Below are 14,359 nucleotides of genomic sequence, written 5' to 3'. Positions count from 1 at the left end.
GATTGTAAACTTTTCTTCTCTTTGTAAATTTAGTGTAAATTTTACTAGCAAACCGTTTACAGTAACTCAAGGTTCAGTTAATAATTACATCGTACATGAAATTTAAGGAGTGGAATGCGTGGAATATAATGTTCAAGATATGATCTTCCAGTTCATTGGTGGATTAGGTATTTTCTTATTCGGGATTAAATACATGGGCGATGGACTGCAACAAGCAGCTGGAGATCGTCTTCGCGATATTCTAGATCGCTTTACAACAAACCCACTAATGGGTGTACTAGCTGGTATGTTAGTTACTGTATTAATCCAATCCAGTTCAGGAACAACCGCTTTAACAGTCGGACTTGTAAGTGCCGGATTTATGACATTAAGACAAGCAATCGGTGTTATTATGGGTGCAAACATCGGTACGACGGTTACTGCATTTATTATCGGAATTAAAATCGGAGAATATGCTCTTCCAATTATGGCAGTTGGAGCAATCTTACTATTCTTCTTTAAAAATAAAAAAGTACATTCTTTAGGTCAAGTTATATTCGGTTTTGGTATGTTATTCTTCGGTTTAGAATTAATGAGCACAGGCATGAAACCTCTTCGCTCTTTAGAATCATTCCAAGAATTAACAGTTAGCATGAGTGATAATCCAATTTTAGGTATTGTTGTTGGTACAGTCTTTACTTTAATTGTACAAAGTTCAAGTGCAACAATCGGTATTTTACAAGAACTATTCGGTCAAGGTGCAATCGATTTACAAGCTGCCCTTCCTGTATTGTTTGGTGATAACATCGGTACAACAATTACAGCTGTATTAGCAGCAATCGGTACTTCAATTGCTGCAAGACGCGCAGCATTAGTTCACGTTATCTTTAATATCGTCGGTACAATCATCTTTACAATTTTATTAATACCTTTTACAAATTTAATTCTATACTTCCAAACGTCATTAAACTTGAATCCAGAAATGACAATTGCATTTGCACATGGAACGTTTAACGTAACGAATACTATTATTCAATTTCCGTTTATTGCAGTATTAGCATGGATTGTAACAAAAATTATTCGCGGGGAAGATGCAGCTATTGACTTCAAACCGCAACATTTAAATCCAATCTTTATTGAACAATCTCCTGCTATCGCATTAACAGAAGCACAAAAAGAGATTATTCGTATGGCTGAGTTTTCATTACATGGATTAAAAGAAGCAAACCAATTTTTGAACACACAAGATAAAAAACACGCTGACATGGCTACTCAATTAGAAGGAGCTATTAACAATTTAGATAAAAAAATTACCGAGTATTTAGTTTTACTATCAGAAAAGCCACTTTCACCTACGGATTCTGAAAAACATTCCGTTTTAGCAGGTGTTGTTGGAGATATTGAACGTGTGGGTGATCATGTAGAAAACCTTGTAGAACTTGTAGATTTCCAAATTTCAAACCGTGTTTCACTATCAGATGAAGCATTAGCTGAATTAAACGAAATGCTAGAATTAACTATTTCAACACTGCAAGACTCAGTTGAAGCTTTAACAAACTTCGATACTGAACTAGCTCAAACTGTTATTGCAAAAGAACGTAAAATCGATCAAATGGAACGTGTTCTTCGTAAACGTCACGTATTACGTCTGAACGAACGTAGCTGTTCAGGTGATGCAAGTATCATCTTCGTTGATATGGTAAGTAACTTAGAGCGCATTGGTGATCACGCTGTAAATATTGCTGATGGTGTTTTAGGTGAACAAGGTAAAATCAATTTAAAACAATCATTATGATAAGAAAGAGACGCTAACTTAAGCGTCTCTTTTTTCATTATATTTTAACAACTGTTCTTCCTTTTAACTTTCCTTGCAATATAATTGCAAACTTCTTCTCTAGTTCTTCTAATGTACATTCCTCTGTATAAGATAGTAACTCTTTATTTCCCCATTCATTCGCTAAAAGCGTCCACACATCACTTCTCACATCTGCTGGACATTGCACAGAATCTATCCCTAAAAGGCTTATGCCTCGTAAAATAAACGGATATACCGTTGTTTGTAATTGCTGACCTGCCACATTACCGCATGTCGTTACACAACCACCATACTTTACTGTTTTTAAAGCTGTTTCTAACATACGTCCACCTACAGTATCGATAACCCCCGCGTATATCCCTTTTAACATTGGTCTTCCTGATTCATCATTCAATTCCGCGCGATGAATCACTTTTTTCGCGCCTAGACGTAGTAGCATATCTTCCTCTTCCATTTTCCCTGTCGCTCCTACTACGTTAAACCCTAACTTACTTAAAATGCTTACAGCTACACTCCCTACGCCGCCTGTAGCACCCGTTACTAAAACATCCCCCATACTAGGGGTTATACCTGCTCTCATAAGCTTATATACTGATAAAGCCGCTGTAAAACCTGCTGTTCCGTACATCATACTTTCCTTTAATGACATTCCCTCTGGTAAAGGGACAATCCAAGATGATGGCACGCGAATATACTCTCCGAAACCACCAGAAGTATTCATCCCTAAATCATATCCCGTTACAATGACTTGATCTCCTGCCTTAATGGTAGCATCTTTACTACTTACAACCACTCCTGCTGCATCAATTCCTGGCGTATGAGGATATGTTCTCGTAACACCTTTATTACCAGTAGCTGAAAGAGCATCTTTATAATTTAATGAAGAATAATGAACTTGTATGAATACGTCTCCCTCAGGTAAACTACTTACTTCTCTCTCAACAACTTTTCTTACAAACTGATGATTTTCCTTTTCGTTCACAATGATTGCTCGGAATGATGTATGATTCATTATGCTCTCTCCTTTATCCGTCAAATTCTTCTTTATTATATAGAAGAAATAAGTAAGCTTACTCATTTCTTCTTGGCTATATTTCAACAAATCTTACTTCCCTATCACTTTCTCATAATATATATTTTCATTTCTACTAAAAGCCCTTATACTTATTCTACATCTAAAAAATAACATATAGAAAATCTGACTTTTTATAAATAAATTGAATTTTTACGAAATGTAAATGATTTGTAATGTTTTTTTTCGCTAAATTTCATTATAATAAGTGGATATGAGTGTCGTATTTCAATCCAAATGAAGGAGTACAGGAAATGGAGCAAAACCCATCTTTGCAAGAAAATACACGCAATAAACCGAAAAAAAATAAGAAAAAAATAAAAATTATTATAAGCGCTATACTATTCGTTTTATTAATAGGCGGCGGTTATACTTGGTTTTTAGTAAATAAAGCATCTTCTGCTGTTCGAAATGCCGCACACGATTTAGCACGCGGTGATAAATCTGATTTACGTGATAAGGCTGTAAAACCTATTACAAACAATGTCTCTGTTTTAATAATGGGTGTTGATGAAAGCGATGTCCGTGGAAAAGAATATGGTGAAGCTATAAGAACAGACGCGCTTTTACTTGCAACATTTAATAAAGATAGCAAAACTGTTAAACTATTAAGTATCCCACGTGACACATATACTTATATTCCAATAGAAAAGAAAAAAGATAAAATTACACACGCTCATGCATTCGGTTCTGCTAAAAATGGAAAAAATGGTGGACCACAAGCAAGCATTGATGCAGTTGAAAAATTAATGAATGTTCCTGTTGATTATTTTGTGAAATTTAACTTTAAATCATTTATAAAAATCGTCGATGACTTGGGCGGTGTTGAAGTTGATGTACCAGTTGAATTTACTGAGCAAGATAGCAATGATAATGCTGAGGCAATTCACCTAGAAAAAGGTGTTCAAAAGTTAAATGGCGAAGAAGCTCTTGCTCTTGCTAGAACAAGACACATCGATAGTGATGCAATGCGTGGACAACGTCAACAACTCGTTATCGAGGCTATTTTAAAGAAACTAACAAGTGTTGGTTCTGTAACAAAAGTTGGCAGCATCATTGATGATATTAACGGACAATTCGTTACAAACTTAACATTTGATGATATGCTTTCATTCTATAAATATGGATCGGATTCGGAAATTGAGAAATTACAAATCCAAGGTGATGATTGCTATATGGCAAAAGGTGACGATACTTGTAGCAAATCTGCTGGTGGTGGTCGAACTTACTATTACAATCCAGATAAAAAAGAATTAGCTAATGTTACAAATGAACTTCGTACTCATCTTGGACTACCTGCATATACAAAGTCTGACTCAGACTCTGATTCGAAAAAGACAAAAGAATCTAAGTCTGAAAATAAGAACGAGCACAAATCAAGCAAAAATGAAAATAGTAGTGAAGGTACAGAAACATCGTCTAATGACAATGAATAATATAGAAGCGGTTCTCTATGGAGGTAGAGAACCGCTTCTTTTTATTCTTCCAAATACAAAAATCAGAACTTTCTAACTATCTTTTTTAATATTTTTAAATTATAATAAATAGTAGCAATCTATTCCAATTATCAGGGGGCTCATACATATGAAAGCTGCAGTAAAACATAACATCTCAGATTTTAAAGACTACTTAAAATCCAACGATATATACATGGAAGAAAATATAGATGAAAATGATGGCTCTGTTCATTTTTCAGTAGGATTAGAGACTGAAGCTGGCGCAAAAATTCAACTTATCGCTGCTTTCCAAAACGAACATCCTACGGTGGATATATACTGCTTCAATGTTGCTCACGTGCCTGATGCAACATCAACAAATGATATTTTACATGTCATCAATGAATTAAATACATCTTATCGCTTTGCAAAATTCACATTAAACAAGCAAAATGCAATTGATATTTCAACATCTCTTGCATTCTCAGAACCAAATTTTAATCCAGCACTTGTCTTTGAACATACAAGAATGCTATATAAATTAGCAAATGACGAGTATAAAAACTTAATGAAAGTTATTTGGGCATAAATTAAAACTATAATCCGTGGGGTTTACGGGTAATAAATAAAAGGATGGGCTGTAAGCAGCACCATCCTTTTATTTTGATAGCATATCGACCCACATTTTAACAGCGGTGCCTACAATTAAAATCGATAACATATATTGTAGTGCTTTTTGATTTATCCTCTTCCCGACTCGTGCTCCAAGTGGCGCAGCAAATATACTTGCAACCGCAATAATTAGAGCTGGAATCACAACTACTTGTCCAGTAATCATTTTTCCAGTCGTAATCCCTACTGAAGAAATAAACGTAATAGCGATAGATGTTGCTATCGTCATGCGCAATGGTAATTTTAAAATAACTAGCATAATAGGAACTAAAAGAAATGCACCGCCAGCTCCAATAATGCCCGAAACACCTCCTACAATAAACGCTAACACACTTGCTAACCATTTATTATAATTAATTGCTCCGCTATTATTTTTCTTCGGTACAAACATCATCATAGCTGCAATGGTCGCTAATACTGTATAAACAACATTTACAGCATGTTCATCTAATAGATTTGCACTAAAACTTCCTATAAAACTTCCTATTAATATACTAGCTCCCATATACACAACTAACGTTTTATTCATATCAGTACTTTTCCGATATGCCCACGCACCTGCAAAAGTTGCAAAGAATACTTGTACCGCTGTAATACCGCTCACTTCATGAGACGTATAGCCAGTAAATCCTAACAGTACTGGAATGTATAAAATCATTGGATAGTTAATAATTGCACCGCCAATTCCAACCATTCCTGATATAAACGATCCTATAAACCCAATTATAAAAAGTAATAATACTAAACTCACCTTACATCCCCCTCCTTCTAAAAAGAAGGTGATTTAAATGAATAAGTTCACATTCCCATCCGAAGCATCTGCTAAATATGCCCCTACACCTGCAAACTCTACCCCTTCCATAATCTCTTCCTCTTTTAACCCTAATAAATCTACTGTCATTTGACAAGCTACAAGTTTAATCCCCTGTTCCTTTGCCAAATCAATTAAATCTGGCAAAGGCATTGCATTATGTTTTTTCATAATGCCTTTAATCATCTTTGGTCCCATACCAGCAAAATTCATTTTAGATAACCCCATCTTATCAGCACCGCGTGGCATCATTTTTCCAAATACTTTTTCTATAAATGTTTTCTTTACATTCACATGTTCATCTTTCCTTAAAGCATTTAATCCCCAGAAAGTATGAAAAATAGTTACCTCTTGATCATACGCCGCTGCACCATTTGCAATAATATAAGCAGCCATTGCTTTATCGTAATCTCCGCTAAATAACACGATTGTCGTTTTCTTCTGTTGTTCCATATTGTTCTCCCTTCAATTACCTATAGGGGTATTTTTTTATTTATAAAAAATTGTTTCTCCCTATTCTACTTTTCCTTCCCAAGCTAACATACCGCCTACCATATTGATTACTCGAAAACCGTAACTTTCTAAAAATTGAACAGCTCTTGCACTTCTCCCGCCTGAACGACAAACGATAATATATTCCTGATTTTTATTTAATTCATGCATACGAAACTCTAATAGTCCTAGTGGAATATTACATGCTTCTGGAATTTTCCCTTCAGCTACTTCTTCTACTTCACGTACGTCCACAATATTTACCACTTCTTTACACAACAATTTTTCTTCTAATTCTTTTGTAGTCATTTCTTTCATTTTAAAGTCCCTCCTCACAAACTATTCATACCACCTGAAACGTTTATTACTTGCTGAAACCCTAGTTTTTTCAATATCTTTGCTGCTTGCTTACTTCTCATTCCACTTTGGCAAATAACGATTACTTCCTTATTCTTATCTAATTGATTCGCCTTACTTGCCAGATCATTTAGGGGGATATTTTGAAAGCCTTTCATATGATTCCCTCTATATTCACCTACTGTACGGACATCAATAAAATACTTCCCCTTTTTCCCCACTATACTTTTCAATTCTTTGCCATTTATATTTTGAACACCTTTCACTGGTAAAAATCGTGAAATAACAAACCATGCAGCAAGTACAATGAAAAGTGTACTTAATATTGTGTTCATATAACCAACCTCTCTATATTTACAAAACTATTGCTTCACTACGCCTTCATAATCCAAAACTTCAGCACATCGCCTTCTTCTTCAAGCTTTACGATGTCATGGCCACATTTATTTGCCCACGCTGGAATATCTTTCACTGATCCTTTATCCGTTACCTGTATTTCTAACACTTCTCCAGTTTGTAAAGTATCCATCGCTTTCTTCGTTCTTACAATCGGCATTGGACATGCTAAACCTTTCGCATCTAACACTTGTTTTATATTCATCATCAATTCCTCCATTTTTTATTTATTTCATTATTCATGCACTGCACAACGATTTGGACCAATCTCCATTTCACGCTCTTTATCCACACTTGGGTGAATTTTACCCATATTGGTTTGACGAATTTCTTCATATGCATTTGGCTGAGGTGGTAAGTTTTCTGTTACAACTTTACGGAACTCCCCCTCATCCTCAATATTTAATCCTGCATTATGCTCAAATAAATCTTTTAATTTTGCACTAACAATACCACTTTCGTTCATTTCACTTATTTTTGAATAATGAGCCGGTAACACAACTAAATTTTGAGATAGCTCTTTATATCGGCTATACAAAGTATTACGTAAATCACTCACCCAATCTTCAGCCTTACCAGCAAGATCAGGACGCCCAATTGAATCTACAAATAAAATATCGCCTGATAATAAATAAGAATCATCTACAATGAATGACGTACTTCCAATCGTATGCCCTGGTGAGTATAATGCGTCAATTACAATTTTAGTACCCCCCACCGTAATAACAGATCCTTCAACAAGCGGTTCGTATGAGAAAACAACTTCCTCTGCATCTTTTGGTGGTAACCAATACGTACCACCTACCTTTTCCGCTAACTTACGTCCTCCGGAAATATGGTCTGCATGTAAATGTGTATCCATTACAGTCGTAATCGTAACGCCATGCTCTTTCGCAAATTCTTCATATGCCTCGGCTGTTCTTACTGCATCAATAACTGCTGCTTCACCATTTGAAACGACCATATAAGATAAACAGCCTTTTCCAAGGCGGTTAAACTGATACATACTTCCACCATTTTTTAAATCTCCCACTTTTATAGGCTTTACATATTCACTCCAAGCCTTCATGCCACCAGCTAAATAATAAATATTTTCTAATCCAGCCTCTGTTAATTGCTCTGCCACAAATATAGAAGACCCTTCTTTTGCACATACTACTAAAACATCTTTATCTTTAGGTAGTTCACCGATAATATGATCTACCCCCTCTAATAAATCAAAGTACGGTACATTTATTGAAGTAACTTCTTTTCCTTCAATTTTCCAATCTTCATAATCCGTCTCATTACGAACATCTAAAATAAACAACTCCCCGAATAAAACTTTCTCTGCAACATCTTTTGCTTGTAATGCTTTAACACTCATCTAATTACCCCCATAGGTATGTTTTTGTTTAAAAAATTTTATCCCGCTTTAATGGGCAGTAAGACCCCACTGATTAAAGTTTCACTTTATTTTTCCACATTCCCTTGCCACTCTAACATGCCTGGAATGACATTTTTCACATTTGCATAACCTTTCTCTTTCAACATGTGGCAAGCTACATCACTACGGTTGCCAGTTCGGCAAACAACATAAATTTGCTTCGTTTGATCTAACACTGCACCGTCTAATTCTCCTAACGGTATGGAAACAGCCGATGGAATATGACCAAAAGCGAATTCCGCCGCTTCACGAACATCTACTACAATACACTCTTCACCACTTAATACTATCTCTTCCACTTCCGAATTCGTAATTGTATGAGGATATTTCACTATTTCATTCATTTCATGCTCATTTGCTTTTCTAACGTAATGCATCAATACATCACCTTCATGTTTCGTCCCGATATATTGATGACCTACTTTACTCGCCCAACTTTGTATATCCACAATAGACCCTTTATCTGTTGCCTGAACCTCAATCACTTGCCCTGACGTCAATCCTTCCATCGCCTTCTTCGTCTTTACAATCGGCGTCGGACAAGCCAAACCTTTACAATCTAGATTCATATCCACTTTTATACTCATAGTCGATTCCTCCATAATTTACATACATATACCCGTACGGGTATATTAAAGTGTTTTTGAAAATCTGTCAACAATTATGTTTGACAGATTATCGGCTTTTTACAAGTAATTGAACAGCTTCTTTAATTAATTCTTCATTTGAACCATTACCGCTTTCAAACTGCTCACGCAAACATTGCTCTAAATTTGTCCCAACAACAAGTCCAATTGTACGATCAAGTGCAGAACGAGATGCCGTTAACTGTGTAATAACCTCTCGGCAATCTTTTCCTTCTTCCATCATACGAAGCACACCGCGAACTTGCCCTTCAATACGTTTTAATCTATTTTTCATGTCTTGATTATATTCCATTGTATAATCACCTCATTACCATTATGTCACTATTCATAACCTATGACAATATATTATACCCTATAGGGTATTTTGTAAACCCTATTTTTAATTTTCACCTTATATGTTCACAAAACAAAAAGTAAAACCTTAATCTATAGGTTTTCATCTTCCACTAAATCTTGAAGTAGAAAATGAAAAATATCAATATACAACACGTTCTGGCAATACTGTCCCATACAATTTAAAACCACCATCTACATTCTTTACCTTATATCCTTTTTCCATTAACATACGCGCTGCAACATACCCTCTCATACCAAGTTGACAAGTGATATATATTTCTTTGTCCATTGGCACTTCATCCAATCGATCACGTAATTCATCTAATGGAATATTAATAGTGCCTTTAATCATTCCCTGTTTTAGTTCATTAGGCTCTCGAACATCAATAAGGTACCCACCATTTTCAACAATGTGATCTATTTCATGCCATTGCACTGTGTCCACAAAACCATCTACTATATTACTTGCAGCATACCCCACCATGTTTACTGGATCTTTTGCAGAAGAATACGGCGGGGCATATGATAATTCTAAATCCGGTAAATCGATTACTGTTAAGTTTGCCTTCATTGCCGTCGCGATAACATCTATACGCTTATCTACCCCGTCACGTCCTAAAGCCTGTGCTCCGTAAATTTTTCCGCTATCTTTATTAAAAATTAATTTTATTAGCACTGGCGTAGCATTTGGATAGTATCCTGCATGAGAATTTGCCTGTACATGTACTACCTCATAGGGTATATTTAATCGTTTTAATATTTTCTCATTTACTCCAGTCGAAGCAACTGTTAAATCAAAAACTTTAGCCACAGAAGTTCCCATCGTACCTTTATATAAAGAATCTGTATGACCATGAATAATATCTGCTAACATGCGACCTTGACGATTAGCTGGCCAAGCTAAAGGAATCATCGTTTCTGTTTCTATAACAAAATCTTTCACTTCAATCGCATCACCAATTGCATATACATATGGGTCAGATGTTTGAAATTTCTCATTTACCTTTATCGTTCCTCTAACTCCTAATGCTAATCCTGCATCTTTCGCTAAACTACTCTCTGGTTGTACACCAATTGCTAAAATAATCATATCTGTTTTTATAACTGAGCCACTTTTTAAACGTACAACAGTCCCATTCTCCTCTAACGCATCTACACCATCTTCAAAAACAAGCTCAACATTGTGCACCTTCATATGCTCATGTACATATGCCGCCATTTCGTAATCAATTGGTGGCATCACTTGATTTGCCATCTCTACAAGAGTAACCTCAATCCCGCGTTCTCTTAAATTCTCAACCATTTCCACTCCAATAAATCCTCCACCAATAACCGTCGCATGACGTGGTTTCTTCTCATCAATATACGCTTTTATACGATCTGTATCAGGTACATTTCGTAACGTAAACAACGCCTTCGCTTCTTCAATGCCCGGAATAGGTGGAACAATTGGTTTCGCCCCTGGTGAAAGAATCAAAACATCATATTCCTCGTTATATGTTTCATTTGTAGTTACATTCTTTATCGTAATTGTTTTCTCTTCTTTATTAACCTTTACCACTTCACTCAATACACGTATATCTAAATTAAAACGCTTTGACATCCTTTCAACAGTTTGTACTAATAACTTTTGTCTTTCTGTAATGACACCGCCAATATAATATGGCAATCCACAGTTTGCAAATGAAATGTATTCACCGCGCTCAACCATAATAATTTCATCTTCCTCACTTAAACGACGAAGCCTTGCAGCTACTGATGCCCCGCCTGCAACTCCGCCTACTACAACTATTTTTCTGAACATATTTCAAACCTCCATCTTATTGATTATTTAATTTTCTAACACATCACAAATAACCTATACCTGTATGGGTATATAATAGAATATAAAAAAACTAATTTCAATATATATGGCTTTCTTTCACAAATTTGAAACAAATAAACAGAACGGACACAGTATCCTATGTCCGTTCTTTCCATCACACATACTTCCGATGCACCATCTTCCCATCATAAGAAAACACAACGCCCTTACTCTCCACAATCGACTCCATATGCACTGTTCTTCCCCACAGCTGATGAAGGTATGGTAATACCTTTTCTAAGTATTTTAAATCAAGCTCGATTCCTTCGTAACTATGTTTAATGTATAATTCCCCGTTCTTTAAGTAGTCTCCATCTTCTACTACTAAGTACGGGAAGCCGCCATTTGTACGCATATTTACGAGCTGATCACGTACATGTTCCCACTCTTTATCTATTACTTTATATTCTTTTCCTTGGCGCTGGAATAAGTACATATCTTCTCTCATTACGAGATCTTTATTTAAGTAGTTTCTTAAGAACGATACGTCCCATTCGATTTCGCGCACTTCAAAGATTTTGTCACGACCAGATCCTGGTTTGACGCCTCTTCGTTTCATTTCTTCTGTCGGGTTGTTGTAGCGTTCTTCAATATCTTCAAACATTTTAATACCGAGGTAGTATGGATTAATGCTCGTTTTTGATGGCTGTACAACACCTGCATTTAATTTCGCAAATTCGATGGCTTCATCAGATGTTAAGTCCATTTCGCGAAGTATGCGTTGATGCCAGAAGGACGCCCAGCCTTCGTTCATGATCTTTGTTTCAAGCTGCGGCCAGAAATATAACATTTCTTCACGCATCATCGTTAATATGTCTCGCTGCCAATCTTCTAACTCACGGCTATATTCTTCAATAAAGAGAAGTAAATCTTTCTCTGGCTTTGGTGGGATTTTCTTCTTTTTACGCACATTGGAACGTTCCTGTTTTTTATTGCGATTATCTAAATTCCATAAGTCATCGTATTGCGACACCTTTTTCTTTTCTATTTCTTCCTCTTCTAAATCATCGATACTCCATGTGAGTTTCGGACGCATAAGCGAGGGATCAATATGCTCTTGAATGGCAAGTACGGCATCTAAAAATGTTTCTACCTCTTCTTTTCCGTACTTATGCTCATATGCTTTCACCCGTTCAGCTGTCGCCGACATACTTTCTACCATATCCCGCTTCGTATTTGAAAAACGAATATTATTTTTGAAGAAATCACAGTGTGCTAAAACGTGCGCTACAATTAATTTGTTTTGAATTAACGAGTTCGTATCTAATAAAAAGGCGTAACATGGATCAGAGTTAATAACGAGTTCGTATATTTTACTAAGTCCTAAATCGTATTGTAATTTCATTCTGAAAAATTGTTTTCCAAAACTCCAATGTGAAAACCTTGTTGGCATCCCATATGCACCAAATGTATAAATAATTTCCGCTGGACATATTTCATAACGCATCGGATAAAAATCAAGCCCAAATCCAGTCGCAATTTCCGTAATTTCCGCAATCGCATATTGCAGTGCTTTATCGTCACTTGCTCTCATTATTTTCCCTCCTTACACTTTCCCTTAAGAAAGTGTATGATGGAGAACAAGCTTTCATGAGGATTGATTGCATAATAAAAAGACACCCCCGCAAAAACGAGAATGTCTCATCTATTAACCTTCAATAATCTCCATCTTCTCCGTAATCGGAGTACGCGCTTTTCCTTCAGGCGCTTTATCAAAATAACCGATATGAAGAATTCCAACGATACGTTGGCCTCTTGTTAAACCGATTCCTTCTATAAATAATGGATTATAGTTTAATCCGCCTGATTTCCAAACACATCCTAATCCGCGTTCCCAAGCAAGAAGTTGGAAATTTTGCATAAATGCACATGTTGCAGCGTAATCTTCATCACGCTGAATTTGACGTGGATCTTCATTTATATACACAACGATTTGTGCAGGTGTGCTTAAGAAACGATCTGATAAAATTTTACCGCGTTTCGCTCTTTCTTCTTCTGTGAAAGAGTTTAATACTGCATCTACTAATTTCTTGCGGCCTTCTCCGATGTATAGTTTACAATTCCATGGTTCACGGTGCTTATGATTAGGTGCCCATGTTGCATCGTTTAATAGTTCAATTAATAAATCTTTTTCTACTGCTTTGTCTGTAAATGTACGAACAGAGCGTCTTTCTTTAATCACATTTGCGATGGAAGTATATGTAGTCATATTTTTCTCTCCCTTATTTTTATCTATATGTATAAGTTTATCGTTAGTATTGATATTGATTTTCAATTTCGATTATACCTTAGTTTTTTACTATTAATCAATGTTTTATGTTGGAAAACTTCTAAAAACGTCATTCCATACTGTGAATAAAAAAACTTAACTTGTTCACAAGTATTTCACATTTTATGGAAATGATATATGTACAGTTTTCCACATTATCCATCTAGGAGGAATTTATATGTACAAAAAAATTGCATTAAGCATGACTATGACAGCATTATTATGTGGGATATCTACTTTCCCCGCTTCCGCTGCCACGCCAAAAGAAGTAACATTCCATCAACATAAACCAATTTCAGAAGAAGAAATGCAGTCGCTCGAAAAACTCGGCTATAACAAACATGAAATTTGGAAAGCTGCTCACATTGCAAGAATGAGTAAAAAAGAAATTAAAGATGTTTTAGCTTACTATAAGCAAAATAAATCTTGGGAGAAAACAGCCGAGCATTTCGGTGTAGATCCAAGTAAGCTGAAAAAGCATCATATAAATAAAGAAACAAAGCAAGCGCTGCTACAACAGTTAGCAACTATGCAAAAATCCACACCGGATCAGCTAAAGCAAAAAATGAAAGAATATAACATCAAATTGCGTCATCTTACTGTGTTAACAATCATCTCTCAAAAAAGCAATACCCCTCTTGATGATGTGTTAAAGATGAAAAAAGATGGAATGGACATGAAACAAATTGCCGAAAAATTAAATGTAAAAAGAGAAGATATACGAGCGGAAATGATGAAATTAGTGAAGTCTATTAAAGAACAAAAAACAAATTAAACAGCTAAAAA

16 protein-coding genes are annotated in these 14,359 nt (G+C 35.7%); 4 read left to right on the top strand and 12 right to left on the bottom strand.

Features of this window, described 5'->3' with window-relative positions; genetic code table 11:
- Nucleotides 1–118 precede the first annotated feature (118 nt).
- Nucleotides 119–1,774 carry a Na/Pi cotransporter family protein gene (locus tag BAQ53_RS03720; RefSeq protein WP_000456252.1) on the top strand — a complete coding sequence of 552 codons (1,656 nt, stop codon included), beginning with the start codon at nucleotides 119–121 and terminating at the stop codon, nucleotides 1,772–1,774.
- Nucleotides 1,775–1,811: 37 nt separating this feature from the next.
- Here the strand turns inward: BAQ53_RS03720 and BAQ53_RS03715 are convergent, their stop codons facing one another.
- On the bottom strand, nucleotides 1,812–2,807 hold the full coding sequence (locus tag BAQ53_RS03715; RefSeq protein WP_208906486.1) for a YhdH/YhfP family quinone oxidoreductase: 996 nt from the start codon (nucleotides 2,805–2,807) through the stop codon (nucleotides 1,812–1,814).
- Between the two features lie 314 nt (nucleotides 2,808–3,121).
- Here BAQ53_RS03715 and BAQ53_RS03710 point away from each other — a divergent pair, with 314 nt between their 5' ends.
- Complete coding sequence (locus BAQ53_RS03710) at nucleotides 3,122–4,303, top strand: LCP family protein (RefSeq protein ID WP_000437394.1); 1,182 nt, start codon at nucleotides 3,122–3,124, stop codon at nucleotides 4,301–4,303.
- A 148-nt stretch (nucleotides 4,304–4,451) separates the two neighbouring features.
- Nucleotides 4,452–4,892 (top strand): hypothetical protein, encoded by a 441-nt coding sequence (locus BAQ53_RS03705; RefSeq protein ID WP_000642362.1) that lies wholly within the window; start codon nucleotides 4,452–4,454, stop codon nucleotides 4,890–4,892.
- A 69-nt stretch (nucleotides 4,893–4,961) separates the two neighbouring features.
- Here BAQ53_RS03705 and BAQ53_RS03700 read toward each other — a convergent pair whose 3' ends face one another.
- From BAQ53_RS03700 to BAQ53_RS03650, 11 genes are all read right to left on the bottom strand, one after another.
- Nucleotides 4,962–5,726 carry a sulfite exporter TauE/SafE family protein gene (locus BAQ53_RS03700; RefSeq protein ID WP_000060623.1) on the bottom strand — a complete coding sequence of 255 codons (765 nt, stop codon included), beginning with the start codon at nucleotides 5,724–5,726 and terminating at the stop codon, nucleotides 4,962–4,964.
- Nucleotides 5,727–5,759: 33 nt separating this feature from the next.
- Nucleotides 5,760–6,239 carry a DsrE/DsrF/DrsH-like family protein gene (locus BAQ53_RS03695; RefSeq protein WP_000437741.1) on the bottom strand — a complete coding sequence of 160 codons (480 nt, stop codon included), beginning with the start codon at nucleotides 6,237–6,239 and terminating at the stop codon, nucleotides 5,760–5,762.
- Between the two features lie 60 nt (nucleotides 6,240–6,299).
- Nucleotides 6,300–6,596 (bottom strand): rhodanese-like domain-containing protein, encoded by a 297-nt coding sequence (locus BAQ53_RS03690; protein WP_074594494.1) that lies wholly within the window; start codon nucleotides 6,594–6,596, stop codon nucleotides 6,300–6,302.
- Nucleotides 6,597–6,610: 14 nt separating this feature from the next.
- Nucleotides 6,611–6,970, bottom strand: coding sequence for a rhodanese-like domain-containing protein (locus BAQ53_RS03685; RefSeq protein ID WP_074594496.1), 360 nt, complete (start codon nucleotides 6,968–6,970; stop codon nucleotides 6,611–6,613).
- Between the two features lie 38 nt (nucleotides 6,971–7,008).
- Nucleotides 7,009–7,239, bottom strand: a complete 231-nt coding sequence (locus tag BAQ53_RS03680; RefSeq protein ID WP_074594497.1) for a sulfurtransferase TusA family protein — start codon at nucleotides 7,237–7,239, stop codon at nucleotides 7,009–7,011.
- Nucleotides 7,240–7,266: 27 nt separating this feature from the next.
- Nucleotides 7,267–8,397, bottom strand: a complete 1,131-nt coding sequence (locus tag BAQ53_RS03675) for an MBL fold metallo-hydrolase (RefSeq protein ID WP_074594499.1) — start codon at nucleotides 8,395–8,397, stop codon at nucleotides 7,267–7,269.
- A gap of 86 nt (nucleotides 8,398–8,483) precedes the next feature.
- Entirely contained in the window at nucleotides 8,484–9,059 is a 576-nt protein-coding gene (locus BAQ53_RS03670; RefSeq protein ID WP_208906485.1) for a sulfurtransferase TusA family protein, read from the bottom strand.
- Between the two features lie 73 nt (nucleotides 9,060–9,132).
- Nucleotides 9,133–9,396: a metal-sensitive transcriptional regulator gene (locus BAQ53_RS03665; protein WP_000456206.1), complete on the bottom strand. Its 264-nt coding sequence runs from the start codon at nucleotides 9,394–9,396 to the stop codon at nucleotides 9,133–9,135.
- A 183-nt stretch (nucleotides 9,397–9,579) separates the two neighbouring features.
- Nucleotides 9,580–11,244, bottom strand: a complete 1,665-nt coding sequence (gene cdr, locus BAQ53_RS03660; RefSeq protein WP_000488696.1) for a CoA-disulfide reductase — start codon at nucleotides 11,242–11,244, stop codon at nucleotides 9,580–9,582.
- A gap of 175 nt (nucleotides 11,245–11,419) precedes the next feature.
- Nucleotides 11,420–12,838, bottom strand: a complete 1,419-nt coding sequence (spoVR, locus tag BAQ53_RS03655; protein ID WP_001202720.1) for a stage V sporulation protein SpoVR — start codon at nucleotides 12,836–12,838, stop codon at nucleotides 11,420–11,422.
- Nucleotides 12,839–12,952: 114 nt separating this feature from the next.
- Nucleotides 12,953–13,513: a nitroreductase family protein gene (locus BAQ53_RS03650; protein ID WP_000214819.1), complete on the bottom strand. Its 561-nt coding sequence runs from the start codon at nucleotides 13,511–13,513 to the stop codon at nucleotides 12,953–12,955.
- Between the two features lie 238 nt (nucleotides 13,514–13,751).
- On the opposite strand from BAQ53_RS03650, the gene BAQ53_RS03645 reads away from it, so the two are divergent.
- Complete coding sequence (locus BAQ53_RS03645; RefSeq protein WP_089149618.1) at nucleotides 13,752–14,348, top strand: hypothetical protein; 597 nt, start codon at nucleotides 13,752–13,754, stop codon at nucleotides 14,346–14,348.
- Nucleotides 14,349–14,359 lie beyond the last annotated feature (11 nt).

The sequence above is a fragment of the Bacillus sp. B25(2016b) genome, from assembly GCF_001679765.1.
In the GTDB taxonomy this organism is placed as follows: Bacteria; Bacillota; Bacilli; order Bacillales; family Bacillaceae_G; genus Bacillus_A; species Bacillus_A thuringiensis_K.
This window is presented reverse-complemented; position numbering and strand designations above follow the sequence as displayed.